This is a genomic window from Mesorhizobium sp. ISC11, assembly GCF_037162595.1.
GTDB lineage: Bacteria > Pseudomonadota > Alphaproteobacteria > Rhizobiales > Rhizobiaceae > Mesorhizobium > Mesorhizobium ciceri.
On record NZ_JAVSPW010000001.1, the window covers coordinates 3,703,554 to 3,729,774 of the forward strand.

26 protein-coding genes and 1 tRNA gene are annotated in these 26,221 nt (G+C 63.0%); 18 read left to right on the top strand and 9 right to left on the bottom strand.

What is annotated here, in order from left to right; all coding sequences use genetic code 11:
- Both RPF88_RS18135 and galE read right to left on the bottom strand, forming a co-directional pair.
- Positions 1–1,251, bottom strand: coding sequence for a D-amino acid dehydrogenase (locus tag RPF88_RS18135; RefSeq protein ID WP_224618616.1), 1,251 nt, complete (start codon positions 1,249–1,251; stop codon positions 1–3).
- A 106-nt stretch (positions 1,252–1,357) separates the two neighbouring features.
- Complete coding sequence (gene galE, locus RPF88_RS18140) at positions 1,358–2,353, bottom strand: UDP-glucose 4-epimerase GalE (protein ID WP_337122823.1); 996 nt, start codon at positions 2,351–2,353, stop codon at positions 1,358–1,360.
- Between the two features lie 267 nt (positions 2,354–2,620).
- Between galE and hemA the strand changes: the two genes are divergently transcribed.
- Positions 2,621–3,898 carry a 5-aminolevulinate synthase gene (gene hemA, locus RPF88_RS18145; RefSeq protein ID WP_024503135.1) on the top strand — a complete coding sequence of 426 codons (1,278 nt, stop codon included), beginning with the start codon at positions 2,621–2,623 and terminating at the stop codon, positions 3,896–3,898.
- A 72-nt stretch (positions 3,899–3,970) separates the two neighbouring features.
- Here hemA and RPF88_RS18150 read toward each other — a convergent pair whose 3' ends face one another.
- Both RPF88_RS18150 and mscL read right to left on the bottom strand, forming a co-directional pair.
- Entirely contained in the window at positions 3,971–5,137 is a 1,167-nt protein-coding gene (locus tag RPF88_RS18150; RefSeq protein ID WP_024503136.1) for a pyridoxal phosphate-dependent aminotransferase, read from the bottom strand.
- Positions 5,138–5,250: 113 nt separating this feature from the next.
- Positions 5,251–5,673, bottom strand: a complete 423-nt coding sequence (mscL, locus tag RPF88_RS18155; RefSeq protein WP_013533610.1) for a large conductance mechanosensitive channel protein MscL — start codon at positions 5,671–5,673, stop codon at positions 5,251–5,253.
- A 398-nt stretch (positions 5,674–6,071) separates the two neighbouring features.
- Here mscL and RPF88_RS18160 point away from each other — a divergent pair, with 398 nt between their 5' ends.
- From RPF88_RS18160 to RPF88_RS18170, 3 genes are all read left to right on the top strand, one after another.
- The gene (locus tag RPF88_RS18160; RefSeq protein ID WP_024503137.1) at positions 6,072–6,281 is read left to right on the top strand and encodes a hypothetical protein; all 210 of its coding nucleotides are present in this window, start codon (positions 6,072–6,074) and stop codon (positions 6,279–6,281) included.
- 133 nt (positions 6,282–6,414) lie between these two features.
- Complete coding sequence (locus tag RPF88_RS33405; protein WP_411970034.1) at positions 6,415–6,546, top strand: hypothetical protein; 132 nt, start codon at positions 6,415–6,417, stop codon at positions 6,544–6,546.
- Positions 6,547–6,666: 120 nt separating this feature from the next.
- Positions 6,667–10,152: a PAS domain-containing hybrid sensor histidine kinase/response regulator gene (locus tag RPF88_RS18170; RefSeq protein WP_337122825.1), complete on the top strand. Its 3,486-nt coding sequence runs from the start codon at positions 6,667–6,669 to the stop codon at positions 10,150–10,152.
- A 4-nt stretch (positions 10,153–10,156) separates the two neighbouring features.
- Here RPF88_RS18170 and RPF88_RS18175 read toward each other — a convergent pair whose 3' ends face one another.
- Both RPF88_RS18175 and RPF88_RS18180 read right to left on the bottom strand, forming a co-directional pair.
- Positions 10,157–10,816, bottom strand: coding sequence for a response regulator transcription factor (locus RPF88_RS18175; RefSeq protein ID WP_064995689.1), 660 nt, complete (start codon positions 10,814–10,816; stop codon positions 10,157–10,159).
- A 120-nt stretch (positions 10,817–10,936) separates the two neighbouring features.
- Complete coding sequence (locus RPF88_RS18180; protein WP_013533615.1) at positions 10,937–11,365, bottom strand: hypothetical protein; 429 nt, start codon at positions 11,363–11,365, stop codon at positions 10,937–10,939.
- A 186-nt stretch (positions 11,366–11,551) separates the two neighbouring features.
- On the opposite strand from RPF88_RS18180, the gene RPF88_RS18185 reads away from it, so the two are divergent.
- Positions 11,552–11,902 carry a DUF952 domain-containing protein gene (locus RPF88_RS18185; protein ID WP_024503140.1) on the top strand — a complete coding sequence of 117 codons (351 nt, stop codon included), beginning with the start codon at positions 11,552–11,554 and terminating at the stop codon, positions 11,900–11,902.
- Entirely contained in the window at positions 11,899–12,975 is a 1,077-nt protein-coding gene (locus tag RPF88_RS18190) for a quinone-dependent dihydroorotate dehydrogenase (RefSeq protein WP_337122827.1), read from the top strand. The genes RPF88_RS18185 and RPF88_RS18190 overlap by 4 nt, the downstream gene beginning before the upstream one ends.
- A gap of 267 nt (positions 12,976–13,242) precedes the next feature.
- On the opposite strand, the gene RPF88_RS18195 is transcribed toward RPF88_RS18190, so the two are convergent.
- Positions 13,243–14,616 (bottom strand): MATE family efflux transporter, encoded by a 1,374-nt coding sequence (locus tag RPF88_RS18195; RefSeq protein ID WP_442921279.1) that lies wholly within the window; start codon positions 14,614–14,616, stop codon positions 13,243–13,245.
- Positions 14,617–14,748: 132 nt separating this feature from the next.
- Here RPF88_RS18195 and RPF88_RS18200 point away from each other — a divergent pair, with 132 nt between their 5' ends.
- Positions 14,749–15,654, top strand: a complete 906-nt coding sequence (locus RPF88_RS18200; RefSeq protein ID WP_337122828.1) for a histone deacetylase family protein — start codon at positions 14,749–14,751, stop codon at positions 15,652–15,654.
- A gap of 65 nt (positions 15,655–15,719) precedes the next feature.
- Here RPF88_RS18200 and RPF88_RS18205 read toward each other — a convergent pair whose 3' ends face one another.
- Entirely contained in the window at positions 15,720–15,983 is a 264-nt protein-coding gene (locus RPF88_RS18205; protein ID WP_013533620.1) for a DUF6460 domain-containing protein, read from the bottom strand.
- A 457-nt stretch (positions 15,984–16,440) separates the two neighbouring features.
- Here RPF88_RS18205 and RPF88_RS18210 point away from each other — a divergent pair, with 457 nt between their 5' ends.
- From RPF88_RS18210 to RPF88_RS18260, 11 genes are all read left to right on the top strand, one after another.
- Complete coding sequence (locus RPF88_RS18210; RefSeq protein ID WP_084016308.1) at positions 16,441–17,052, top strand: outer membrane protein; 612 nt, start codon at positions 16,441–16,443, stop codon at positions 17,050–17,052.
- A gap of 314 nt (positions 17,053–17,366) precedes the next feature.
- Positions 17,367–17,759 (top strand): hypothetical protein, encoded by a 393-nt coding sequence (locus RPF88_RS18215; RefSeq protein WP_063171210.1) that lies wholly within the window; start codon positions 17,367–17,369, stop codon positions 17,757–17,759.
- Between the two features lie 40 nt (positions 17,760–17,799).
- Positions 17,800–18,474: a response regulator gene (locus tag RPF88_RS18220; RefSeq protein WP_013533623.1), complete on the top strand. Its 675-nt coding sequence runs from the start codon at positions 17,800–17,802 to the stop codon at positions 18,472–18,474.
- Entirely contained in the window at positions 18,471–19,970 is a 1,500-nt protein-coding gene (locus tag RPF88_RS18225) for a sensor histidine kinase (RefSeq protein WP_337122829.1), read from the top strand. Before RPF88_RS18220 ends, RPF88_RS18225 begins: the two co-directional genes overlap by 4 nt.
- Before the next feature lie 80 nt (positions 19,971–20,050).
- Positions 20,051–21,040 (top strand): glycosyltransferase family 2 protein, encoded by a 990-nt coding sequence (locus tag RPF88_RS18230; RefSeq protein WP_337123886.1) that lies wholly within the window; start codon positions 20,051–20,053, stop codon positions 21,038–21,040.
- A complete protein-coding gene (locus tag RPF88_RS18235; RefSeq protein WP_063170022.1) occupies positions 21,033–21,734 on the top strand; it encodes a class I SAM-dependent methyltransferase in 702 nt (233 codons plus the stop codon). The genes RPF88_RS18230 and RPF88_RS18235 overlap by 8 nt, the downstream gene beginning before the upstream one ends.
- Positions 21,712–22,179: a GtrA family protein gene (locus RPF88_RS18240; RefSeq protein ID WP_063170021.1), complete on the top strand. Its 468-nt coding sequence runs from the start codon at positions 21,712–21,714 to the stop codon at positions 22,177–22,179. Before RPF88_RS18235 ends, RPF88_RS18240 begins: the two co-directional genes overlap by 23 nt.
- Before the next feature lie 40 nt (positions 22,180–22,219).
- Positions 22,220–23,701, top strand: coding sequence for a hypothetical protein (locus RPF88_RS18245; protein WP_064995694.1), 1,482 nt, complete (start codon positions 22,220–22,222; stop codon positions 23,699–23,701).
- Between the two features lie 195 nt (positions 23,702–23,896).
- Positions 23,897–24,202, top strand: coding sequence for an acyltransferase family protein (locus RPF88_RS18250; protein WP_337122830.1), 306 nt, complete (start codon positions 23,897–23,899; stop codon positions 24,200–24,202).
- Between the two features lies 1 nt (position 24,203).
- Positions 24,204–25,811 carry an acyltransferase family protein gene (locus RPF88_RS18255; RefSeq protein WP_337122831.1) on the top strand — a complete coding sequence of 536 codons (1,608 nt, stop codon included), beginning with the start codon at positions 24,204–24,206 and terminating at the stop codon, positions 25,809–25,811.
- An 81-nt stretch (positions 25,812–25,892) separates the two neighbouring features.
- A tRNA-Gly gene (locus RPF88_RS18260) sits at positions 25,893–25,966 on the top strand.
- A 2-nt stretch (positions 25,967–25,968) separates the two neighbouring features.
- Here RPF88_RS18260 and RPF88_RS18265 read toward each other — a convergent pair.
- Complete coding sequence (locus tag RPF88_RS18265; RefSeq protein ID WP_024503153.1) at positions 25,969–26,205, bottom strand: hypothetical protein; 237 nt, start codon at positions 26,203–26,205, stop codon at positions 25,969–25,971.
- Positions 26,206–26,221 lie beyond the last annotated feature (16 nt).

Genomic DNA, 26,221 nt, shown 5'->3' on the forward strand with positions numbered 1-26,221 from the left:
CTAGCCCCCGTAGACCAGCCCCTGCGGGTCGATCTCCGGCCTGCGGCCGGAAACGAGGTCGGCAAGGAATTTCCCCGAGCCGCAGGCCATGGTCCAGCCGACGTGGCCGTGGCCGGTGTCGAGATAGAGATTCTTGTAGCGCGCCTGGCCGATGACCGGCACCGAGTTCGGCATCATCGGGCGCAGGCCCGCCCAGAACACAGCCTTCTTCTCGTCGAAGGCACCCGGGAAAAGATCCTTGCCGGTGCTGATGATCGTCTTGAAATCGGCGGGCTTGAAAGTGCGGTCGAAGCCGGTGAATTCGGCCGTCGAGGACATCCGCAAGCGGTTGCCCAGCCTTGAATAGCCGATCAGCCGGTCCTCGTCGGCGCCGCCCATGGTCGGTCCCTTGCTTTCGTCCTCCAGGGGAATCGTCGCGGTATAGCCTTTTACCGGATAGACAGGCAGGTCTATGCCGTAACGGCGCCCGAGCAGGCCGCTTTCCGGCCCCATCGAGATGACAACCGCATCGCCGGCGACCGGGCCGGCCGAAGTCATCACCGCGCGCACCCGGTCGCCCTCGATGTCGAGGCCTTCGACTGTCGTGCCGAACAGGAATTTGACGCCGAGCTTCTCGGCCGCATAGGCGGCCAGCCTGTCGACAAACTGCTTGGAATCTCCGGTCTGGTCGGTTGGCGAATAGACGCCGCCGGCAATCTTGTCCTTGACGCCGGCAAGGCCCGGTTCCAGCTCGACCAGCCGGTCGCGGCCGACGATTTCGATCGGCAGGCCGTGCTTGGCAAGATAACGGTAATTGTCGGTGCCGGTGTCGAGGCTCTTTTGCGAGCGGAAGAAATAGAGAATGCCCTTTTTGCGCTCGTCGTAATGGATGCCGGTCGCTTCCGAAAGCGCATTGATGCAGTCGCGCGAATAGAGCGCGAGCCTGAGCTTGATGTCGGTGTTGGCGCGCAGGCGCGCCACCGTGCACTGGCGCAGGAAACGCAGGCTCCAGGCGAGGAAATAGGGATCAAGGCGCAGCCTGACCTTGATGCCGAGATCATGGTTGTAGAGCCCGCGCAGGAAGGTCTTCAAAGCCGCCGGCGAGGCCCAGGCGGTGGCGTCACCCGGTGACACCAGGCCGGCATTGGACTGGCTGGTGCCTTGTGCCGCCGCCGGATGGCGCTCGATCACCGTCACCTCATGGCCGTCGCTGGCCAGATAATAGGCGGCCGCCGTACCGACGACACCGGCCCCGAGCACCGTTATTTTCATGCCATTCCCCCAAGATCTCCTCGCGGCGCCGCGCCTCCGCGCCTTGCCGCGAACGCCTTCAATAGCGCTTCGCTGCCCGCCTTGCGAGCCCTTGGGAGAACCCGGCTCAGCCGCGCGCGGAGTTCTTGCCGGTCAGGATGCGCTCCCAGGCGAGCGCGTCGGCGACGATCTGGTCGAGATCGTCGCGTTGCGGGGTCCAGCCGAGCTCGGCGCGGGCGAGATCCGAATTGGCAACCACCGCCGCGGCGTCGCCAGGGCGGCGATCACCCATCTTCACCTCGAAATCATGGCCAAAGGCGCGGCGCACGCTTTCGATGACCTCCAGCACCGAATAGCCATGGCTGTAGCCGCAATTGGCGACGAGGCTCTGTCCCCCGGCGCGCAGCCGCTGCAAAGCCAGGCGATGCGCCGCCGCCAGGTCGCTGACATGGATGTAGTCGCGCATGCAGGTGCCGTCCGGCGTCGGATAATCGGTGCCGAACACCTGCATGAACGGCCGCTTGCCAAGTGCCGTCTCGCAGGCGACCTTGATCAGATGGGTTGCGCCCGGCGTCGACTGGCCGGTGCGGCCCTTCGGGTCGGCGCCGGCGACGTTGAAGTAGCGCAGCGCCGTATAGCGCAGGCCATGCGCGATCGATGCGTCGCGCAGCATCCACTCACTCATCAGCTTGGACAGGCCATAGGGCGATTCCGGCGCCAGGCGGGCGTCCTCGCGCACCGGCTCCAGCCCGGCGCCGCCATAGACGGCGGCGGTCGAGGAAAAGATGAAATTGGGCACGCCTTCGCGCACCGCGGTTTCGATCAGTGTGCGCGTCTTCGAGGTGTTGTTCTCATAATAGCTGAGCGGGTCGGCGACCGATTCCGGAACCACGATCGAGCCGGCGAAATGAATGATCGCGTCGACCTTGTTCTCCCTGATGACCGCGCCGACCAATTCCTTGTCGGCGACATCGCCGACGACCAGCTTGGCCTCCGGCGCCACCGCCCATTCGAAACCGGTGGAAAGACGGTCGAGAACGACCACGCTTTCGCCGGCATCCAGCAGCTCCCAGACCATATGGCTGCCGATGTAACCGGCGCCGCCTGTCACCAAAACTGTCATCCGCGTCCTCGCTTATCCAAGATTTATCGGAAACTGTCTCAACCCCGCTCTACTGGAAAGCCCGCCGCATGGCCATTGGAACCCCTGGTAACCGGCATTGCCGGCCAGTGGCATTGTCCTGAAACAAAGTTCATCCACATCAAGGGAATAGGCCACGATCCGCGGTCGTTAGGAACAGGTCCGGGGCGTGGCATTTTGACCAAAAAGGCCAGGTGGACGACCAACAGGCCAATGATTATGATCCCGCGCAAAAATTGGGAAGTCGACATGAACTATCAGCGGTTCTTCGAGGAAGCGATCGACCAGCTCCATGCCGAGCGTCGCTACCGCGTTTTCGCCGACCTCGAGCGGATCGCGGGCAAGTTCCCGCGCGCCATCTGGCGTTCCAATGGCCGCGCCGAGGAAATCACCGTCTGGTGCTCCAACGACTATCTCGGCATGGGCCAGCATCCCGACGTCATCGCCGCGTTCCAGAATACCGCTGGCAAGATGGGTTCGGGCGCCGGCGGCACCCGCAACATTTCCGGCACCTCGAACCCGCTGGTAGAGCTCGAGGTGGAGCTTGCCGACCTGCACGACAAGGAAGCGGCACTGGTCTTCACCTCCGGTTTCGTCTCCAACGAAGCCTCGATCTCGACCATCGCGAAGCTTTTGCCCAACTGCCTGATCATCTCGGACGAATTGAACCACGCCTCGATGATCGAAGGCGTGCGGCGTTCCGGCGCCGAAAAGAAGATCTTCCGCCACAATGACGTGGCGCATCTGGAAAGCCTTTTGCAGGCGGCGGGGCGCGAACGCGCCAAGCTGATCGTCTTCGAAAGCGTCTATTCGATGGATGGGGACATCGCGCCGATCAAAGAGATCGTCGAACTCGCCGAGCGCTACAACGCCATGACCTATATCGACGAGGTCCATGCCGTCGGTATGTACGGGCCGCGCGGCGGCGGCATCACCGAGCGCGAAGGCCTGGCCGACCGCATCGACATCATCGAAGGCACGCTGGCCAAGGCATTCGGCACGCTGGGCGGCTACATCACCGGCACCAGCGCTGTGATCGACGCCGTGCGCTCCTATGCGCCGGGCTTCATCTTCACCACGGCACTGCCGCCGGCGATCGCTGCCGCCGCGACCGCGTCGATCCGCCATCTCAAGCGCTCGCAGGCCGAGCGTGACGCCCAGCAGCAGCAGGCCGCGAGAACCAAACACATCCTGTCGGCCGCCGGCCTGCCGGTGATGGATTCGCCGACGCACATCGTGCCGCTGCTGGTCGGCGATCCCGAGGCCTGCAAGATGGCCAGCGACCGCCTGCTCGGCGTGCACGGCATCTACATCCAGCCGATCAACTACCCGACCGTGCCGCGCGGCACCGAGCGGCTGCGCATCACGCCAACGCCGTTCCATTCCGATGCGCTGATCGCCGAATTGCAGGATGCGCTGGTCGAGACCTGGGATGCGCTCGGCATCCCCTATGGTTCGGCAGGTCGGCCTTCGGTGGCCAAGAGCGACCGCATCATTCCCCTGCTGGTGCCCAAGTCAGGCGGCTGATGCCGTTTGGAACTCTACTCCGGCCGCCATCTGGCTCGCCGGAGCGATTTCAATTCGGGCTTCGTCAGCGGCTCAGGCGTTCTTCATCCACTTCGCCAGCCGGTGCGCCGCTTCCTCGATCTGGTCGAGACGGCGGTGGAAGCACAGCCGCAAAAACGCCTCGCCGCCGGGGCCGAAAGCGGTGCCTGGCGCCAGGCCGACATTGGCCTTGTCAACGATGTCGAAGGCAGCAGTGCGTGAATCGGTGATGCCATCGACTGTGAAAAACAGATAGAACGCGCCCTGCGGCACCGTAAACCCAGCGCGGCCGGTGGCGCCGAGGATGCCGCAGACAAGGTCGCGCGCCTTGCGCGCCCGCTCCACCTGTTCGGCGACGAAGGCGTCGCCCTCGTCAAGGGCGGCGACCGCACCGCGCTGCATGAACTGGGCGACGCCGGAGCTCGAATACTGGATCAGGTTCTCGAACACCTGCTGCAAGCTCGGATGCGTCTTGATCCAGCCGACGCGCCAGCCGGTCATCGCCCAATTCTTGGAAAAGGAGTTGACGTACAGGATACGGTCTTCCGCCGACGCTATGTCCAGGAAGGACGGCGCGCGGCCGTGGCCGTAGTGAAACAGTGAATAGATCTCGTCGGCGATGATCCAGAGGTTCTTCGCGCGCGCCAGAGCGAGGATCGCCTGCAAGGTCTCGTGATCGGCGGTCCAGCCGGTCGGATTCGACGGCGTGTTGATGAACAGCGCCTTTGTGCGCGGCGTGATCGAAGCGGCGATCTTCTCGACGTCGCAGGACCAGCCATTGCCGGAATGATCGAGCGTGACCGCGACTGGAACGGCTCCCGCTATCCCTGCTGCGGCATCGAAATTCGGCCAGGCCGGCGACAGGTAGACCACCTCGTCGCCGGCGCCGGCGAGCGCGTCGAGCGCCAGCTGGATGGCATGCATGCCGGAGCCGGTGACGATGAATTCTTCCTCCGGAAAATTCTTGCCGAAATGCCTGGCATAGTAGCGGGAGAGTGCCTGCCTGAGATCGGGGATGCCCCGTTGCCAGGTGTAGAATGTCTCGCCGCCGGCCAGCGCCTTCGACGCGGCATCGGTGATGAAGGCTGGCGTCGGCAGGTCGCCCTCGCCGGCCCAGAGCGGAATCATGCCTTCGCGCAGGCGGCCGTAGTTGACGACGGCGACAATGCCACTTTCGGGTGCCGCACGGGCCTCGGTGCGCAAGCTGTCGATCAGGGTCATGGGCGGATCCGTTTTTGGTCTGCGGTTTTCGTCAGCGGTCCTTACCAGATGCGAAAACAGAAAACCCCGGCCGCCAACGACCGGGGTTTTGGTCCAGCAAATGCTGCCCGTGGTCAGCGCCTGGCGAGCAGATCGCGAATTTCGGTGAGCAGCGCGACGTCGGCGGGCGGCGGAGCGGCCGGTGCAGCGGGCTTCTCGCGCTCAAGCCGCTTGCGCATGTTGTTCACCGCCTTGACCATCAGGAAAATGATGAAAGCGAGGATGAGGAAGTTCAACGCGACAGTGATGAAGCTGCCGTAGGCAAAGACCGCGCCTTGCTTCTTGGCGTCGGCCAGCGAGGTGGCGTTGACGGCCGAGGAGAGGCCAAGGAAATAATTGTTGAAGTCCAAGCCGCCGAAAATCGCGCCGACGATCGGCATGATGATATCGTTAACAAGGGAATCGACGATCTTGCCGAAGGCCGCGCCGATGATGACGCCGACCGCAAGGTCCATCACATTGCCCTTGGAAATAAATTCCTGGAATTCTTTCAGCATTCGACCCTCCTTGTCGTGACTGGCCGAGCTGCCGTTTCCGTCCTTGCGGCATCGACCTGAGGCAACATAACAAAAACCTCCTGACGCAACATGGGTAAAAGGGAGAAAACAACCGCTTCTCCTTACCTTACGGCACTTTGGGCGGCAGCTCTGCCGAATTTGACGCGTTGCGTACAAGGGCGTGAAATTTCATATCCCCGCGATGCAAATCGACACAGATGCCGCCGAATCACTGCAAAACGACCACGCTGGACCAGATTGCCGCCGAGCACGGCATGGGCCCCTGGTTGTTGACGCGAGCGATCAATCGCTCTTTGCAAGGTTTCCCGCATTGACGGCACGGCAAAGCCAGCATTGAATTTCTGGAAATTATAGGCGTTTTCGCCTATAATGTTCTCATGAACATGCTCGAAACCATCAGCATTGATGTTTATCCGTGGGCGGCTCCAACAAAGGAGCAGCGCGCTTGGTTTGACGCGCTTTCGCCCGACGAGAAGCGGAAAGCGATTCAGGCGGCGATCAACGAAGGTTTTGAGAGCCCGGTCAGCGAAAAGTCGATCGACGACATTATTCGGGAAGCGCGTGCCGAACTCCCGCATGCGCCATAGGATAACGCATCGCGCCGAACGCGATCTGAAAGACATTTACCGACACACCTTCGAAAACTTCGGCCACACTCAGGCCGAAAAGTAACTGCGCGAACTCGACGCGGTGTTTGAGTTGCTCGGCGACTATCCGAGTATGGGCCGGCTCTATGAAGGCAGGACCCATCAGTTCGTCCACGGCAAGCACATCATCCTCTATCGCATGGGTTTGGAGGAGGTCGTCATTGGCCGTATTTTCCACGGCGCTCAGCGGCGATCTTCACCATAACGACACCGACGCGCCGCCCTGATAGCCGTCCTGCACAGCTCTGCAATGGACTCGGACGCCAAGCTGTGGTTGCGTCCGGGCAAGCCGGATAGAAAGACGGCAGAGGAGGAAAGTCCAAGCGTGCAGGGCTTGTTCATCGTCATCATCGCGGTCGCCTATGTGACGCTGCTGTTTGCCATCGCCAGCCTCGGCGACCGCCGCTCGGCCATCTCCGAGCCGAGCCGGGGGCGGCCTTTCATCTATGCGCTCAGCCTCGCGATCTACTGCACATCCTGGACTTTCTTCGGCTCGGTCGGTCTCTCTTCCGAACGCGGCCTCGAATTCCTCGGCATCTATACGGGCCCGGTGCTCGTCTTCGTCTTCGGCTTCCCGCTGCTCAACCGTATCGTGCGGCTGGCCAAGACCGAGAAGATCACCTCGATCGCGGATTTCCTCGGCGCACGCTACGGCAAGAGTTTCACCGTCGCGGCGATCGCCACGCTGATCGCCACCATCGGCGCGGTGCCCTATATCGCGCTGCAGTTGAAGGCGATATCCGGTTCGGTCAGCCTGATGGTCGAGCACTATACGGGATCGCCGCCTTCGTTCGATCCCTTCGTCAGCGACATCTCGCTGGTCGTCGCCATGCTGTTGGCGCTGTTCGCGGTGCTGTTTGGAACCCGTCACGCCGACGCCACCGAACACCAGGACGGGCTGGTGCTGGCGGTGGCGGTCGAAACCGTCGTCAAGCTCGCCGCCTTCCTGGCGATCGGCCTGATGGTCACCTTCCTGATCTTCGGCGGCCCGGGCGACATGTTCGACAAGCTCGCCGAGAACGCGCAGGTCCGGCAGGCGATGAGCTACAACACCTCGCTCGCCACCTGGCTGGTGCTGACGTGCCTCAGCGGCTTTGCCATCATCATGCTGCCGCGGCAGTTCTACGTCACCATCGTCGAAAACCGCGGCGAGGCCGAACTGCGCACCGCGACATGGGTGTTCCCGCTCTACCTCGTGGCGATCAACCTGTTCGTGCTGCCGATCGCCTTCGCCGGCCTGTCGCTGGTCGGCACCGGAACCAGCAGCGATCTCTATGTGCTGTCGCTGCCCCTGTTCAGCGGCCATGATGTGCTGGCGATGGCGGCTTTCATCGGCGGCCTGTCGGCGGCGACGGCGATGGTGATCGTCGAAAGCGTGGCGCTGTCGATCATGATCTCCAACGATCTCGTCATTCCGCTGTTCGTGCGCCGCCTGCTCAAGACCTCGACCTCCGAGACCGAGGATTGGTCGACGCTGATCCTCAATGTGCGGCGCGGGGCGATCTTCATCCTGTTGTTCATCGCCTTCCTCTACTACCGCGAGAGCACCAACAGCGCGCGCCTGTCGTCGATCGGCCTGATGTCGTTCGCGGCCATCGCCCAGTTCGCCCCCGCCCTGATCGGCGGGCTGATCTGGCGCGGCGCCAACGGCCGGGGTGCGGCACTCGGCATGGTCGCCGGCATCCTCGTCTGGGGCTACACACTGCTCCTGCCGTCGCTTGCCGCGGCCGATACCGGCATCATCGTGCACGGGCTGTTCGGCTTCGAGGCGCTGCGGCCGCAGGCCCTGTTCGGCACCGTCGCCGAACCGCTGAACCACGGCGTGTTATGGAGCCTGTCGATCAATGCGGTGTTTTTCGTGCTTGGCTCGCTGTCGCGCGCGTCGGTGCCGCTGGAACGCATCCAGGCGTCGATCTTCGTGCCGCGCGATGCCGGCCCGATGCCCAGCCTGCGCCGTTTCCGCACCGCCATCACCGTCAACGACCTGAAGGACACGATCGGGCGCTATCTCGGCGTCGAGCGCACCGAGCGCTCTTTCCAGTCGTTCGAAAAGACCAACGGAACCTCGCTGCACGGCAACGAACAGGCGAGCATGGACGTCATCCGCTTTTCCGAGCAGCTGCTGGCCAGCGCCGTCGGCTCCTCCTCGGCACGGCTGATCCTGTCGCTGCTGTTTCGGCGCCACGACCGCGAATCCCGAGATGCCTTCCGCTTGCTCGACGACGCCACCGAGGCGCTGCAGCACAACCGCGACCTCTTGCAGATCGCGCTCGACCAGATGGAACAGGGCATCACCGTCTTCGATCGCGATTTCCGCCTGATCTGCTGGAACCGACAGTACCGGGCGCTGTTCGACCTGCCCGACGAGATGGGCCAGGTCGGCGTCTCGCTCGACCGCATCCTGCGCCATCTCGCCGAGCGCGGCGACATTCCCGCCGATCAGCGTGTGGCCATGCTCAACCGGCTGACCAGCTTCGTCAGCCCGTGGCAGATGGAGCTGAAAACCTCGGGCCGCATCCTGGAACTGCGTTCCAACCCGATGCCGGACGGCGGCATCGTCGCCACCTATGCCGACATTTCCGGGCGCGTCGAGCAGGATTTGGCACTGAAGCGCGCCAATGAATCGCTGGAGCAGCGCGTCAAGACGCGCACCATCGAGCTGACCCGGGTCAATGAGGAACTGGCGCAGGCACAGATGCTGGCCGAGGAGGCCAATCTCGGCAAGACGCGCTTCCTCGCCGCCGCCGGCCACGACATCCTGCAGCCGCTGAACGCCGCCCGGCTCTATTGCTCCTCGCTGATCGAGAAGGCCGGCAAGGGACCTGCCGGCAAGGCGGCCGTGAACATCGAATCCTCGCTGGAATCGGTCGAGACGATTCTCGGCGCCGTGCTCGACATCTCCCGCCTCGATGCCGGCGCGATGAAGCCGGACGACACCGCCTTCAACCTCGACGGATTGCTGCGCCAGATCGGCAACGACTTCCGCCCGCTCGCCGCCGAAAAGAAGCTCGAGCTGACCATCATGCCGTCATCGTTGACGGTGACGACGGACCGCAATTTGCTGCGCCGCCTGATCCAGAATCTCGTCTCCAACGCCATCAAATACACGCGCCGCGGCCGCGTGCTGGTTGGCGTCAGGCGGCGCGGCGATTTGGCCGAGATCCAGGTGATCGACACCGGCATCGGCATCGCCGGCGACAAGCTGAACACCGTCTTTCGCGAGTTCACCCGGCTCGACGAGGGCGCGCGCGAGGCCGAGGGCCTCGGTCTCGGCCTCTCCATCGTCGACCGCATCGCCCGGGTGTTGCGCCTGGAGATCCGCATCTTTTCCAGTCCGGGCAAGGGCACGCGATTTTCCGTTATCCTGCCCGTCGCGGCCGTGCAGGCACGACGCGAGATCGAAGCCAGGGCTCCCGCCCGCGCGACGGCCTCGCTGGCCGGTCTGCACGTGCTGTGCATCGACAACGACGCCCGCATCCTCGAAGGCATGCGGCTCCTGCTCGAAGGCTGGGGTTGCAACGTCGACACCGCGTCCGGTTCAAAGGATCTGGAGACCGCGAAGATACACCGCCCGGACATCGTCCTTGCCGACTACCATCTCGACGGCGAAACCGGTCTCGAACTCGTCGTCAGGCTGCGTGCGATCCATGGCGACACCCTGCCGGCCGTGCTGGTCACCGCCGACCGCTCCAACGAGGTGCGCACGGCCGCCGGCGGGCTCGAGATTGCGGTGATCAACAAACCGCTCAAACCAGCGGTACTGCGCTCGATGATGGCCAGGGTCAGGCCGCTGGCGCCGGCGGCGGAATAGGGGTCTAACCCGCCGGCTGCAGCGGGTCGCTGCCGATCTTGGACAGCAGGATCACCGCCTGGGTGCGGCTGTCGACGCCGAGCTTCTGCAGGATGGCGGAGACATGCGCCTTGATGGTGGCCTCGGAGACGCCGAGTTCATAGGCGATCTGCTTGTTGAGCAGGCCCTCGGCCAGCATGCCGAGCACCCGGGTCTGCTGCGGCGTCAACGCCTGCAGCCGCTTGATCAGGTCGGATATTTCAGGGTCGCGCTCGGTGCCGAGATCGACGCCGACGGGTGCTGCAATATCGCCGGCAAGCACCGATTGCACGGCGCTGCGGATCTCTTCCATGCTGGCCGATTTGGAGATGAAGCCGGAAGCGCCGAGGTCGAGCGCCCGCCTGATGGTCGCCGGATCGTCATGCGCCGACACCACGACCAGCGGCACCGCCGGATGAATGCCACGCAGCGAGATCAGGCCGGAGAGGCCGCTGGCGCCCGGCATCGACAGGTCGAGCAGCACCAGATCGACGTCCTCGTTGGCAACGACCAGCGCCTTGGCGCTCTCGAAATCGCCGGCTTCATGGATGGCGGCGACATTGCCGATGCCGGCGAGCGCTTCGCGCAGCGCACCGCGAAACAGCGGGTGATCGTCGGCGATGACGAAAGAATAGCCTGCCGGCAAATGTCCCTCCCCGAATCCCCGATGATTTTTGGCTTTTCGGGTTCAACTGGACGATTATGAGCGGCTGCGCGCTGTTTTCAAGCGGCAAAGCCAGTGCGCCGCCTCCCGTGGTTGAAACGCTCAGGTCTTCTGCGAATTGGGCTGGGCGCCGTTGTCCTTGTCCATATCCCTGACGATGCCCATGAAGCCGCGCAGGAAGCGCTCCATGTAGCCCATCGTCTTGTTGAAATCCTCTTCGCTCGGCAGTTTCGATTCGAGGCGGGCGGAGAGCGAATTCTCGAGCTTGGTGACGCGCTCGTCCATCGCCTTCATCGAGGTCTGCAAGCGGTCGACCTCGTCCTGGAAAGCGGCGCGTTCGTCGGCCGCCATCTTGCAGACGAGCTGGCCGGAGCGTTCGTCGCAGATCGACATGGCGCCGGTCTGGGTGTCCATGCGGATATAGCCGGTGGCCGACTTTTCCAGCCGGTAGCGGTCGGTTTCTTCCGAATAAGCTGAAGCCGCGACCAGCGAAACGAGCGCGGCGGGGATCAAGATGTGCTGCAGACGCATGTTGTCCTCCATGGCAAAGGCCTCAGATATCGCATGTTTGCGCCGGAAATGGGGAAGACCCTTGGCGTGGCCTTTCCCGAATGGCTGGTTCGGAATCTTTTGAAGCAATTCCCAAGGGAAAGCGCTATGCGCTTTTCCCGGGAAAACCGTTTCACACTTTTCCTGGAACTGCTCTATAGCGCAACCATGTCTCAGATTATCTACAAGATAACCCCGCAGGCGCTTTGGCGCGAGGCCGAAACGCATGGCCGCTTCACCGGCGCGCCGATTGATGTCGCAGACGGCTTCATCCACTTCTCCACGGCGGCGCAGGTCAAGGAAACGGCGGCAAAGCACTTTGCCGGCCAGACCGACCTTCTGCTGGTCGCCATCGACGGCGCCAGCCTGGGTGCTGCGCTGAGATACGAGGTCTCGCGCGGCGGTGCGCTGTTTCCGCATCTTTATGGTCCGCTCGGCCTCAAGGCTGTGCTGTGGGTCCGGCCACTGCCGCTTGGCTCCGATGGTGTGCACCAGTTCCCGGCACTGGAGGGGCAATGAGCGTGCTCGACCGGCTCGGCCAGAAGCTGCTGTTCGCCTTCGATCCGGAAACCGCGCATGGCCTGTCGATCGCGGCCTTGCGATGCGGCGTTCCGGTTGGTGCACCAGCGATCCGCGACCACAGGCTGACGGTCAGCATCTGCAGCCTCGATTTCCCCAATCCGCTCGGCATGGCGGCCGGCTATGACAAGAACGCCGAAGTGCCCGACGCGCTGCTTGGCCTGGGCTTCGGCTTTGCCGAGGTCGGCACGATCACGCCGCTGGCGCAGGCCGGCAATCCGAAGCCGCGCATTTTCCGGCTGACGGCCGACGATGCGGTGATCAACCGATTGGGCTTCAACAATGAAGGCCATGCGGCGGCCGAAAAGCGCCTTGCCGCGCGCAAGGGGCGTGGCGGCATCGTCGGCGTCAACATCGGCGCCAACAAGGACAGCAGCGACCGCATCGGCGACTATGAGCGCGGCGTCGCCCGGTTTGCGCAATACGCCAGCTATCTGACCGTCAACATCTCCTCGCCCAACACGCCGGGCCTGCGCAACATGCAGGCGCGTGAGCAGCTTGGCGAGCTCTTGTCGCGGGTCATGGCCGCGCGCGCCGCGGCAAGCGCCCAGCCGCCGGTGTTCCTGAAGATCGCGCCGGATCTGGTCGAGGCAGAGCTGGAGGACATCGCCGCCGAAGTCACGGAAAAGCGGGTGGACGGCGTCATCGTCTCCAACACCACCATCTCCCGGCCGCCACTGCGCAGCGGCGACACCGCACGCGAGAGCGGGGGGCTCTCCGGCAAGCCGCTGTTCGAGCGTTCGACCATCGTGCTGGCGAAGATGCGCAAACTGCTCGGGCCGGAGCTTGCCATCCTCGGCGTCGGCGGCGTCGATTCCGCCGATACGGCGCTGGACAAGATCCGTGCGGGTGCCGATCTGGTGCAGCTCTACACCGGCATGATCTATGCCGGGCCCTCGCTGCCAGGCCGTATTCTTTCCGGAATGGCCCGTTTCGTCGAAAAAGAACGGCTGAAGTCGATTTGCGAGTTGCGCGACAGCCGCCTCGACTTCTGGGCGTCCAGGCAACTCTGAACTGCTCTCAGGAGCGCAGGTCGCGGCTGACGGCCCGCTCGCAGATGGTGCAACGAACTCGGGTCGACGGGTTCCTTCGGAGCTTTCGCCGAGCGTTGGCTGACGGCGCATCAAACAAAAAACCCGCCAGTGCGGCGGGTCATTGGCGCAAATCAGCACCATGGGCAAAAATCTACCATAGCTGAGATCACCGAGTCAAGAAAAAATTCCTATCGCGAGAGCTGGCGTTCGGTGTCCTGAACGGCGCAGGGCCTTCCGGGGGCACGTCTAAAACGCCGTCCGTACCCTGAGCCGCAGGATCGTCAGCAGGCTGAAGCCTCGCACCAGCAGGAAGACGTGCAGCGCCGCCCACAGTCCATTGTTGCCGAAGGCCGGCGCAAGGGTCAGCAGCGCGGCCGCGAAAACCAGGAACGACAGCAGCATCATGTTGCGCATGTCGCGAGACCAGGTCGCGCCGATGAAGACGCCATCCATCTGGAACGCCAGCACACCGCTCAGCGCCGTGAATGCCGCCCATGGCAGGTAGATGTCGGCCACCGAACGGACGTCCTCCGATGTCGTCACGAGGGCGACCAGATTGGCGCCACCAGACAGCATGACCAGCGTCGCGGCTCCCGCCAGCCCGAAACCCCAGAACAGCGTCAGCCGCACGGCCTGGCGGAACGGTGCGGCGGCACGTGCGCCGACGGCACGGCCCGCCAGCTGTTCGGCGGCGGTGGCAAAGCCATCGAGGAAATAGCCGGCGACGAGGAAGAAATTCATCAGCACGGCGTTGGCGGCCAGCGTCACCGTGCCGAACTGCGCGCCCTGGCGGGTGAACAATGCAAAGGCGGCGAGCAGCGAGAACGAACGGATCATGATGTCGCGGTTGAGCGACAGCATGCGCAGGAAGGCGGTCATGTCGAGCAGGCGATGGCGCGGCAAGGGCGGGGCCGCGCGAAACCGGCGGATCACGACGGCCAGGCCGAGCAGCATGGCCAGGAACTCGCCGCTGACGGTCGCCCAGGCAACGCCGGCGACGCCCCAGCCAAGTTCCAGCCCAAGCAGGAAGCACAGCGCGATGTTGATGCCGTTCAGCACCAATTGCAGCACCAGTCCAAGCCCGCCCTCGCCGCGCCCCAGCACGTAGCCGAGGATGGCGTAGTTGATCAGCGAAAAGGGGGCTGCAAGCAGCCTGATCCTGATGTAGACGCCCATCGCCTCGCTGACGCGCGGTTCGGCGCCCATGAATTTTTGCCCGGCGATGGCGACCAGCGGCGCAAGGGCAGCGAGCACGATGCCGGCGATAACCGCGATCAGCACGGCTCGCCAGAACACCGCCTGTTCCTCCAGGGCATCGCCACGCCCAAATGCCTGTGCGACAAGGCCGGTGGTGCCCGAGCGCAGGAAATTGAAAGAGGTGAAGACGACGTCGAAGATCAGTGCGCCGGCAGCCAGGCCGCCGAGCAAGGCGGCATCGCCGAACTGGCCGACGACAGCCGTGTCGACCAGGCCGAGCATCGGCGTCGTCAGATAGGCTAGCGTCATCGGCACCGCGATGGCGAGCACGGAGCGGTTGGTGACGACAAATGATCCGGAGTGAATCGGCGATCCCGAGAGGATCGGGGATCCGGCGTCGGCTGGGGTTGCACCTTTGTCCAAGGATTGCTGCCTTGCTGATTGCGGCTTGATGGAACCGTCGATGTGCCCCATTTTCCGGCCACCGCGCAATCACCTATCCCTTGACGGCCAACCGAAATCCCGGTCTGGCGTGAGCCAGCCGGATACGAGTTCATGCCTCTGCAGATCGTCCATCATCCCGACTACGACGCCGGCTTCGCCGTCAACCATCGCTTTCCGATGAGCAAATATCCCCTGCTGATGGAGGCGCTGCGGACACGCGGCCTCGCCGGCCCCGAGGCGCTCAGCACCGCCGAACCGGCGCCGGCTTCATGGCTGGAGCTTGCCCATGCGGCGGACTATGTCGACCAGGTCGTCAACTGCTGCGTGCCCGAAAAGATCGAACGCGAGATCGGTTTTCCAATCGGCCCCCGCGTCTCGCTGCGCACGCAGCTTGCCACCGGCGGCACGGTGCTGGCGGCGCGGCTGGCCTTGCGCCACGGTATCGCCTGCAACACCGCCGGCGGCAGCCACCATGCGCGGCGCGCGCAAGGCGCGGGCTTCTGCACCTTCAACGATGTCGCCGTCGCCGCGTTGGTGCTGCTGGCCGAAGGCGCGGCACGAAACATCCTGGTCGTCGATCTCGACGTGCACCAGGGCGACGGCACGGCGGATATTCTCGCCGATGACCCGCGCGTGTTCACCTTTTCCATGCATGGCGACCGCAACTACCCAGTGCGCAAGATCGCCTCCGACCTCGATGTCGCGCTGCCCGACGGCACGGGTGACGCTGCCTATCTCGAGAGGCTCGCCGCCATCCTGCCGGAGCTGTCCGCACAGGCGCATTGGGACATCGTGTTCTACAATGCCGGCGTCGACGTCCATGCAGATGACCGGCTTGGCAGGCTGTCGCTGTCGGATGACGGCCTGCGCGCCCGTGACGACATGGTCATCAGCCATTTTCGCGCGCAGGGCGTTCCGGTCTGCGGCGTCATCGGCGGTGGCTATTCCACCGATGTGCCCGCTCTTGCCGCGCGCCACGCCATCCTGTTCGAGGTCGCCGCGGGCCACGCCCGATAGTACGATCTTGTCCAAAAACCGGTGCCAAGGTTCGCTGACGCGGACCTGCGGTTCGGGATCATGCTCTACTTCCGGTAATTGGCGAGCCTGAGCAGGATGAAGGCCGGCACGACGATAGCCGCGCCCAGCAGGATATAGCCGAGGAAACGGTCGATGGCATGAAAGCCGAGATTCCACAGGTCCATGAAGAACTTCCGGATGCCGTAGAGCACATCCATCGGCGACCAGCCGAAGGCATTCATGACCAGGCCGACGAGGAAAGACACCACCAGCAGTTTCAGGATCACCTTGAGCGGCGAGTCGCCAAGAAAGCGCGTCAGTGCGGACAAGGCTCGTCTCCCGATTGAGGCACCCAGGCTCGAGGGCGTCGGCCAGACATACGCACTTGGCTTGTCCGCTTCAAGCCGGGAGTTTTGCGGGATGCCAACGGCCTGCACCGCGCGATTGCATGGCAGGCTTGTGCTGCCAAACGGACTAAACCCGCGCCAGACTGTTAAATTTGCGTAAACAACATCGCTTTAATTTATTGAAAACAAAGCGAAAAACCTTCATTTTTCGATTTCCCGCAATGTGCGTGCAATTTTCGCCTGCGAGACGGTCGGCGTCTTTCAGGCGATTGGCCGCGCGGGCGATCTGACCCCCTACCACAACTGGCGAAAGCCAGTCCCAGGACCGCGCAACCATCCCTGAAAGATACCAAATCGGAGCCCGACCGCCTCAACGGTCGAGTTCTTCGGGAAACCTGCGCATCGATTGCCGGATGCGCGCGTGTGTTGGAGTAATGCAGTGTTCTCTCAAGCAAAGATCATCCTGACGGCAAGTGCCCTTGCCATGTACCTCCTGGGGCCGGCGATGGCCGCCGACCTTTCGTCCGCCTACACCCCCGCGTTCCAGTGGAGCGGCGCCTATGTCGGCGTGCATGGCGGCACGGCGTTCACCGGGATGCCGAACCCGTTTGCCGGCAGGAATGGTCTCAGCGGCGGCGTTCAGGCCGGCTACAACCAGCAGATGGGTCCAGCGGTTCTCGGTGCCGAGATCGAGGGCTCCTATCTGGGCGGCGCCGAGCACGACGTCCGGGGCGGCAAGATCAAGGAAAAATGGCGCGGTGCCGCCAAGGCCAAGGCCGGCTTGAGCTTCGACCAGACGCTGCTGTTTGGAACCGGCGGCGTCGCCATGACCAAATTCGACAAGGGCGACAAGGTGAACGATATCGACGGATGGAAACTCGGCTATCTGGTCGGCGGCGGCATCGAGCAGGGTTTTGCCGGCGGCCTCTCGGCCAAGGTCGAATATGACTATGTGCGCACCCCAGGCGTCGAAACGACGTCCGCCCTGGGCAAATCCAAGGCGACGATCGGCAGCCATGAACTGAAGGCCGGCATCAACTACCGGTTCTAAGCAGGCCATGGGTTCCGTCGAACCTGTTTTGTATTTTGCTTGAACGACCTTGCGCGGCGCCCGGATGCAACGGGGCCGCGCAATTGCTTTGCCTCCATCCGCACCGTCATCGACGCGTGTCGGCAGACCGCATTTGTGTGCCAGGTCATGCGTAATGCCGATGCAATCTTCACGTCCTAAAGCGCGTCGCATCGAAACGGATCATGCGGCCCGCTTCAGGTTTTGTTTTGTGCATGTCGTTGTCCCAAAACCGGGACCACTTTTGGGCGACATGCATTCGGTGCCGCGGATGACCTTGATGACGGGAATCGGATATGTCCAAACGCAGCGCAAACCATCTGGTGTGGATCTCCAAGGCGTTCTTCGTCGCCATCGTGCTGGCGCTGACGGGATGCGCCTCCGACATCATGAAGAACTACATCGGGCAACCGGTCGAATCGGTCATTCTGGACTACGGGCCGCCGACCGCCGTCGTTGATGTCGGCCGGGGCGAGCGGGCCTATCAATGGCGGAAAATATCCACCAATGCGGTTTCCGGAAGCTCCAGCGGCGAAGTTCGCCACACAAAACACGGAACCGTCTACGAAGAAACCGAAACGCCTGGCTATATCGAGCGCCAGGAATGCTTCTATACGTTCTATGCCCGCGCCTCGGGCGGCCGATGGTTCATCACCAATTTTCGTCAACCGAAGCTGGAATGCGAATGAATTGCCACAGCGTGCCGGCTGCCTGTGACGGAGAGTGCGCATGCGCATCCTGCTGATCGAGGACGAGCCGGAAATGGCCTCGGTGCTGAAGACCGCGCTCGAGCGCCAGGACATCATCGTCGACCATGCCGCGACACTGGCGGATGCCGAAGCGGTGGCGCGGCTCGGCCACCATGACGCGGTGGTGCTGGACCGCCGGCTGCCGGATGGCGATGGCCTCAGCCTGATCCCGCGCCTGCGGGCCTTGCATCTGGACGTGCCGGTGATCGCGTTGACGGCGCTCAGCGGGCTCGACGATCGCGTGGCGGGGCTCGACGCCGGCGCCGACGACTACATGGTCAAACCGTTCGCCACGGTGGAACTGGTCGCCAGGCTCAATGCCTTGCACCGGCGTTCGTTCACCACGCGTGCCAATCAGGTGATGGTCGGCCGCCTCACCTATGACTTCCGCCATCGCGAGGCGCTTGTCGAGGACCAGGCGCTGGAACTGCCGCGGCGCGAGCGGCTGGTGCTCGAAACGCTCATCCGCAGGCCGGGGCGGACGATCATGCGCGGGGCGCTGGAAGAAGCCGTCTATGCTCTCGACGACGAGATCGGCTCCAATGCATTGGATGCGCACATTTCGCGGCTGCGTCGCAAGCTCGACGACGTCGCTGCCGGCATCGAGATCAGGGCGATCCGCAACCTCGGTTATCTCTTGCGGGCCGCCTCGTGAAGAAGCCGCGCACGCGATCGCTGCAATGGGTGCTGGTGCGGCGGATGATCCTGTTGCAGGCTGCGACGCTTCTTGTCTTCATCGTGCTGTGCGCGGCCGCGCTGTGGATCGCCGATCCACGGCTTCTTGTCGACAACGAGGCTGCCGTCGCCGCCCTCAAGGATGCCGTCGATCGTGACGGCAACGGCAAATTGATCGTCCATGAGACCGATGGGTTGCGTTCGTTTCGTGAGGGTTTCCCAAATGTCTGGTACATCATCCGCGACAACAACGGCCAGAGCATCCGCTTCGGCAGCATACCCGACGTCTACACCAGGAATTTTGGCGATCTGCTGGGCCAGGCCGATCACGCCACCATCGGATTTTCCGAAGATGATTTGAGGCCGGAGGCCTACCTCGAAAAAGTTTCGACCAAGGCTGGCACGGTTCAGATCATTGCCGCGACGCGATCGTCGCGGGAAGAGACCGACGGCCTCGAAGTCACCATTTCGGCCACCATCGACGTCGCCAAGAACCCGGACGGCAGCAGGAACTGGGAGAAGGCGCTTCCCGCTCTCGCGGCCATCATCGTTATCCTGCTGCTGCCGATCGTCCTCGTCATGGGAGCCACGACCCTGGTGACGACGCCAGCCGTCGTGCGCCGGTCGTTTGCCGGCCTCGTCGACACCGTCCAGCAGGCCGCGCGCATCGACATCGGCACCCGTGCGATGCAACTGCCGGTCAAGAATGTGCCGCAGGAGATCGCGCCGCTGGTGCATGCCTTCAACCAGACGCTGGCGCGCCTCGCCCAGGGCTATGACCGGCACAACCGCTTCCTCACCGACGCGGCGCATGAACTGCGCACGCCGATCGCCATCCTGCGCACGCGCGCCGAATTGCTGAAGCAGGAACCGCAAAGCGCGCGCCTGCTGCATGACATCGAGCGCCTGTCGCATCTTGCGCAACAGCTGCTCGACCACCAGCTGCTCGACCGCCCGGCGGACCAGCGCCAGATCATAGACCTCTGCGATCTTGTCAGCCGGGTCGCCGCCGACTTCGCCCCGCTCGCCATCGAAGCAGGCTACGATCTTGCCTTCGAGCCGCCAGCCAACAAGGTCCATGTCGAGATCAACGTGCTGCAGATCGAGCGGGCGCTGGCAAATCTCGTGCGCAATGCCATCGATCATGGCGGCGGTTCCGGCACGATCACCATAGCGATCGATGAAAACGGCGGCGTCGAAATCCGTGACGAAGGCCCAGGCATTCCAGCCGATGAGCACGAGAACGTTTTCGAGCCCTTCTACCGACTGCGGCCGCAATCGCGCGGCGCGGGCCTGGGATTGAACCTTGCCCGGCAGATCGCACTGCTGCACGATGGCTCCATCCGGATATTGGCCGGCTCCTGGCAAGGCGCCCGCATCCGCATGGAGTTGCCGGTTCGGGCGGTGGCCGCGTGCGGCAGAAATGATGGCCGGCCCACGGTTGCGGCCGATCCCGCTGGCTTATCTGTTTTCTAACCAATTGCCGCTATTCCCAATCGGATAGCGGGAGCAAGGCTTTGGTGGAGACGGAGAGAAACACCGCGCGACGCGGCGTCATGCTGTCGGTGGTCATCCCATGCTACAATGAGCTGGATGGCGTGGCCGAACTGCATCGGCGGGTAACGGCCGCATGCCTTGGGCAAGGCCCTTCCTACGAGATCGTCCTTGTCGTCGATGGCGCGACCGACGGTACGCGCGAGGCCATTCTGCAGCTGGCTGAAAAGGACGACCATATCGTCGCCATCGACCTTGCCCGCAATTACGGCCACCAGATCGCGTTGAGCGCCGGGCTCGAATTCTGTCGCGGCCAGCGCATTCTCATTCTCGATGCCGACCTGCAGGATCCGCCTGAACTGCTCGGCGCGATGATGACGAAGATGAACGAAGGCTTCGATGTGGTCTACGGCCAGAGGCTGACGCGCGATGGCGAAAGCTGGTTCAAGCTCGCCTCCGCATCCATGTTCTATCGCTTGCTGCGCCGGATGGTCGACGTCGACATAGCCCCGAATACCGGTGATTTCCGACTGATGAACCGGCGCGCGCTCGACCATCTGAACGCGATGCCAGAACGTTACAGGTTCATTCGCGGCATGGTGAGCTGGATCGGGCTGAGACAGATGGCTTTCCCCTATGAGCGGCACCGCCGCTTTGCCGGCACCACCCACTATCCGCTGAAGAAAATGCTTCTTCTGGCGGTCGACGCCATGACCAGCTTCTCCATCGTGCCCTTGCGGTTCGCCTCGCTGCTCGGAATGATGTTCGGGCTTCTGGGGCTGGTCGTGCTCGGCTACACGCTGCTCGAATGGTCGGTCGGAAACGTGTTGCCCGGCTGGACCAGCCTCGCCGCGATCGTGCTGATCCTCGGCAGCGTCCAGCTTATGGTGCTTGGAATCTTCGGCGAGTATCTCGGGCGCATGTACATGGAGACAAAGCGGCGGCCGCTCTACTTCGTCAACGAGATCGTTTCGCGCAGCCAGGCGGTGGAGGACGGCGAATTGCCGGTCCATCGCCTGCAGGAGATGGCAAAGAGGGCCGCACGTGCTTGAGGCGGAATTCGACCAGTTTGCGCGGGAATATCAGGAGCAGCATGCCGCAAGCATAAGGCTGAGCGGCGAAAACCCGGATTTCTTCGCCAGGTACAAGATCGACGACGTCGCCGCGACGCTGCGGCGGGCCGGTGTCAAACCGCGACGAATACTGGATTTCGGCGCCGGCGTCGGCAATTCGCTCGGCCATATGCGCAACGCGTTTCCCGACGCGGAGATCACCTTGCTCGATCCTTCGCGGGAATCGCTCGACATCGCCAGCAAGCGCTTTCCCGGCCAGGCCGCCTTCACGCATTTCGACGGCAAGACAATTCCCTTTGCCGACGGCAGCTTCGACCTGGCCTTCGCGGCCTGCGTCTTCCACCATATCCCCGAGAACCTGCAGATCGGACTGTTCGCCGAGATCGGCAGGGTGCTGGCCTATGGCGGCAGCTTCTTCGTCTTCGAACACAATCCTTGGAACCCGCTGACCACGCACGCGGTGAGGAACTGTGCCTTCGACGAAAACGCGGTTTTGATAAATTCGCGCGAGATGCGCGGGCGCATGGCCGAGGCGGGCCTTGCCAATACGAGGATCGTCTACCGGATTTTCTTTCCTCGGATGCTTGCGAGACTGAGGCCGTTCGAGCGCTTCCTCACCAAGGTACCTGTCGGAGCCCAATATTTTGCGCATGTGGTCAAGCCTGCCGTTTGACTTCCCGAGGATGCTGCGATTTGGCGCCGTCGGTCTGTTGAACACGGCGCTGGGATACGCGGTCATTCTGGCCGGGCTTGCGCTGGGTCTGGGCGACATCCTTGCCAACGCCACGGGCTATGCCGCCGGCCTTGTCCTCGGCTTCTTCCTCAACCGCCAATGGACCTTCAGCAGAGCCGATGGCTTCAAGCCCGGGACCGCGCTGCGCTATGGGGGTGTCTTTCTGGTCGCCTACAGCATCAATCTGGCCGTCGTAATCGCCGCCCGTTCAGCAGGCATCGTCGAAAACCCGCTGGTCCACCTCGCGGGAATCTGCGTCTATTCGGTTGTTTTCTATCTTGGCTCGGCTCGCTTCGTGTTTGTGGGGCGTGGGGACGACAGCACCGACCGCACAGTTCGGGTGGCCGACAAGCCTCGGCGGCAGCCCGCCAATCCAACACCTTGAACACCCAACTGTCACCGGAACCGATTAGAGGCGGCGCAGCATGAACGACGCTCAGGCCAGTGCGGCGGCCGCGACATACAACGAGCGGAGCAGGCTGATCTTCTGCCTGCTCGCGGCCTTGGCGATGGCGGGTGCGTTGGGTGCCCAGGCAGGCGCCACCCTGCAGGATCCCGACAGCTGGTGGCAAGTGAAGGTCGGTCTGGATTTCCTGACTAACCGGACATTTCCGGCCGTCGATCCCTATTCCTACACGTTTGCAGGCCAGCCCTGGATTGCCAAGGAATGGCTGGGGCAGGTCCTGCTGGCTCTTGCCTACCGGGCGGGCGGCTGGAACGGGGTCGTCACCGCGATCATCGCCTCGATCTCCCTGACGGTTTTCCTGATGGGGTGGTTTCTCAGCGCATGGCTGAAACCGATCCTGGCGATTACACTGGCGTTCGCGGCGGTGTTCCTGATCAACCCGATCTTCACGGCGCGTCCGCATGTCTTCACCTTCCCGATCATCGTCATCTGGACAGCGGTCCTCTTCGGTGCGGCAAGGGAAGAACGGGCGCCGCCCTGGTGGCTGCTTGTGCTGGTCGTATTATGGGCGAACCTGCACGCCACCTTCACCTTGAGCTTCGTCATCGCGGCTTTCGCCGGTCTCGATCTGCTGGCGCGCACGGGCCTGTCGAAACCGTCCCTGCTGGCGAAGTGGATCGCGTTCGGCCTGCTTTGCCCGCTGGTGAGCCTGATCCACCCCTACGGCGTCCAGGCCATCCTCGCGACGCTCGCCGTGGCCTACGGCAATGAGGCGGTGTCGCTGATCATGGAATGGAAACCGTTCAGTCAGCCGGACAGTCCTGTCCAGGAAGCGGCGATGCTGCTCGGACTTTTCGGGCTTCTGGTGTCCCGGTTGCGAATTGGCTGGGCCAAGGCGTTGTTCGTCGTCTTCACCTTGCATGTCTATCTCGCCCATGTGCGCTTCATGTATCTGTTCTTCCTGCTGATTCCGCTGGTGATGGCGGCCGAGGTCGCACAGCAATATCCCTCGCTTTCAGCCACCGCATGGCTGGCCGAAAAGCGCGACGGGCTGGAGAGATTCTTCGCCAGGCGGTTCTACGCCATCTGCGGCACGGCAGCCGTTCTGCTGATCGGCGGGGTCGCCGTGCTCGGCAGCGCCTATCAGGTCGCGCCGAGCCCGAAGACATCGGCCAGCGGGGCGCTGGCCTTCGCCCAAAGCCATCATCTGTCCGGCAATGTGTTGAATTCCTACAATTTCGGCGGCACGCTGATTTTCCATGGGTTCAAGACCTATATCGACGGACGGACGGACCAGCTGTTCCTGGGCGGCTTCACAAAGAGCGACAACGACACCGGACGCGGAGACGGCAAGCCGCTCCTCGAAGCCCGCCTGAAGAAATACGCAATAGATTGGGCGCTGCTGTCGGCCGACGACAGCCGGATTCCCTTCTTCGACCAGTTGGGCTGGAAACGGGCCTACTCGGACGATTACGCGGTAATCTATCTGCCCAGCGCCTGATCCTGTGCGTTCCTGGCGGATTTCGCGACAGCCAATATATGCCTTGACACCCATGTTGCAGCGCAGCAAATTGCTGCCTGAGGGTAAGCCTGTGAGACCGACGAGCCGGGATTTTCAGCATGACCGAAGGCATCGCCGCATGAGCGTGTCGGGTGCGGCCGCACGGATCATGGTGGTCGCGCGCGAGCCGGCCGGATGAACTACCGGCGCGACATCGACGGCCTGCGGGCCGTTGCGGTGCTGCCCGTCGTGCTCTTCCATTTCGGCGTGTCCGCCATTCCTGGCGGCTTCACCGGTGTCGACATCTTCTTAGTCATATCGGGCTATCTGATCAGCGGCAGCCTGCTCGATGATCTTGAGCGGGGCCAGTTCTCGATCGGCCGCTTCTACTGGCGCCGCGCCCGGCGCATCCTGCCGGCGCTGACCTTCGTCATCCTGCTCGCGCAGCATTGCCGCCTGGTTCATCCTTCTGCCTTCGGATCTCCACGAATTCAGCCTTAGCGTGATCGCCGCCGCGACCTTCTGGTCGAATATCTATTTCTGGAGAACGACGAACTATTTCTCCATTGACGCAGAACTGCGGCCGCTCCTGCACACATGGTCGCTTTCGGTGGAAGAGCAGTATTATATCTTCGCGCCGATCCTGCTTTATCTGATCCACCGATACGTCTCGAAGCGCTGGCTGACGGTACTTCTGCCGATGGCCGTCGGCAGCTTTGCCCTGGCAGTCATAGCAACCTCGCTGGCACCGACGGCAGGCTTCTATCTCTTGCCGACGCGCATATGGGAGCTGGCGCTGGGCGCCATGCTGATGTTGCGGAAGCCTCCGGTCCCAGCCGGTCGGCTGGCGGTGGAACTGATCGGCCTCGCCGGCTTTGCCCTGATTGCGTTTGGCTTTGTGATGATTTCGGACAGCGATCCGTTTCCCGGCTACAATGCCCTATTCCCCTGCATCGGAACAGCACTGCTGATCTATGCTGGCCAGGATAACGCCGACAGGCCGGCACCTGTCGCCACTCGCGTGCTTCGGTTGGCGCCGCTGGTCTGGGTCGGCCTCATTTCCTATTCGCTTTACCTCGTCCACTGGCCAATCAACTCGTTCGTCCATTATCTCTCGCTGAAGACCGTCGGTGTGCCAACGATTGTCGCGATGACGGTGGCCAGTTTCGCCCTGGCGGCATTCTCCTGGAAATATATCGAGCAGCCCTTCCGCCAGAAACGAGCCTATACCGCACCGCTGCCTATCTTCGCTTTTTCGGCGACGGCCATCGCGCTGCTGTGCGCCGGTGGTTTGGCCGGTGCACTGGGCAACGGTTTCCCGCAACGGTTCCCGGACTTCTCGACCGAACGTATCCGGGTCGGCGACTGGCGCAACGGCATCTGCTTCAACGAAAACGGGACCCGCATCGAAGACTGGAATCTCGCCGACTGCACCCGTACAATGGGCTTTGCCACCGATGTGCTGCTGTGGGGCGATTCTTTCGCTGCCCATTATGTATCGGGACTTGAGCCCAACGCCCAGAAAATCCAGGCCAATGTCATCCAATACACCTATGCCGGCTGTCCGCCCGACCTGACCTATTTTTCCTATGCTCGGCCCGCCTGCACCCGCTTCAACGAACGGGCCTTGTCGATCATTCGCGACGCAAACATCCAGGCGGTGATCCTGAGCGGCCGATGGACCGACTACCAGGCCAGGGGCTTCGACGGCCTGCAGAAGACGATCGACCGGCTTCGCGAGATGGGGGTCAAGGTCTATACCGTCGGCCAGTCTCCGGAATTCATCGCCGACGTCCAGAAGATCGCTTTCTTGGTGAAGCGGGAGCATGCCGCAACCACATCCTGGCCTATGGCTATGGATCCGGGCATCAACGCACGGGTTCTGCCGTTCACCAAAGGGGCTGATTTCATAGATCCGCTGACGTATCTGTGCGACTCGGCCGGTTGTTCATACGCCGACGCCAAGACCAATGAATTTCTCTACTTCGACTATGGCCACTTCTCTTCCGCCGGCGCGACGCTGGCCATCTCGAAATACTGGCCAAGTTTCGCCACCAGCGATAAGATCGCGAAGGCAAACCGGCAATTCACGGCCGCAGGCGCGCCGTGATCCGCAGCACGACGGCGTCGTGCCGAAACGGACCGCTTTGCGATTGCCCGAAGGCCAACCCTCATGCTAACGAGGGCGCACGCGGGTATGATGTAATGGTAGCTTGTCAGCTTCCCAAGCTGAACGCGCGGGTTCGATTCCCGCTACCCGCTCCAGTCTAAGGCGTCAGAACCATTTCAGCGCCTGCCTGTTCGTCGAACACAACCGAGCAGCCTCTCGCCAGCGCCACCGTTGCGAGGGCGTTTGCCGCCGCGTCATCCGATGAAACGAAATCGCCGGTCAACACCCGCAATTCTTCCACGCCTTCAGCCATGGACACGAAATTGCCGACCGATCGATCGTGCTTGCAGGCCTCGATCACGCAAAGCAGGTCGATGATTTCGAAGCTGCGCATGTTCAGCCTCCAGAAG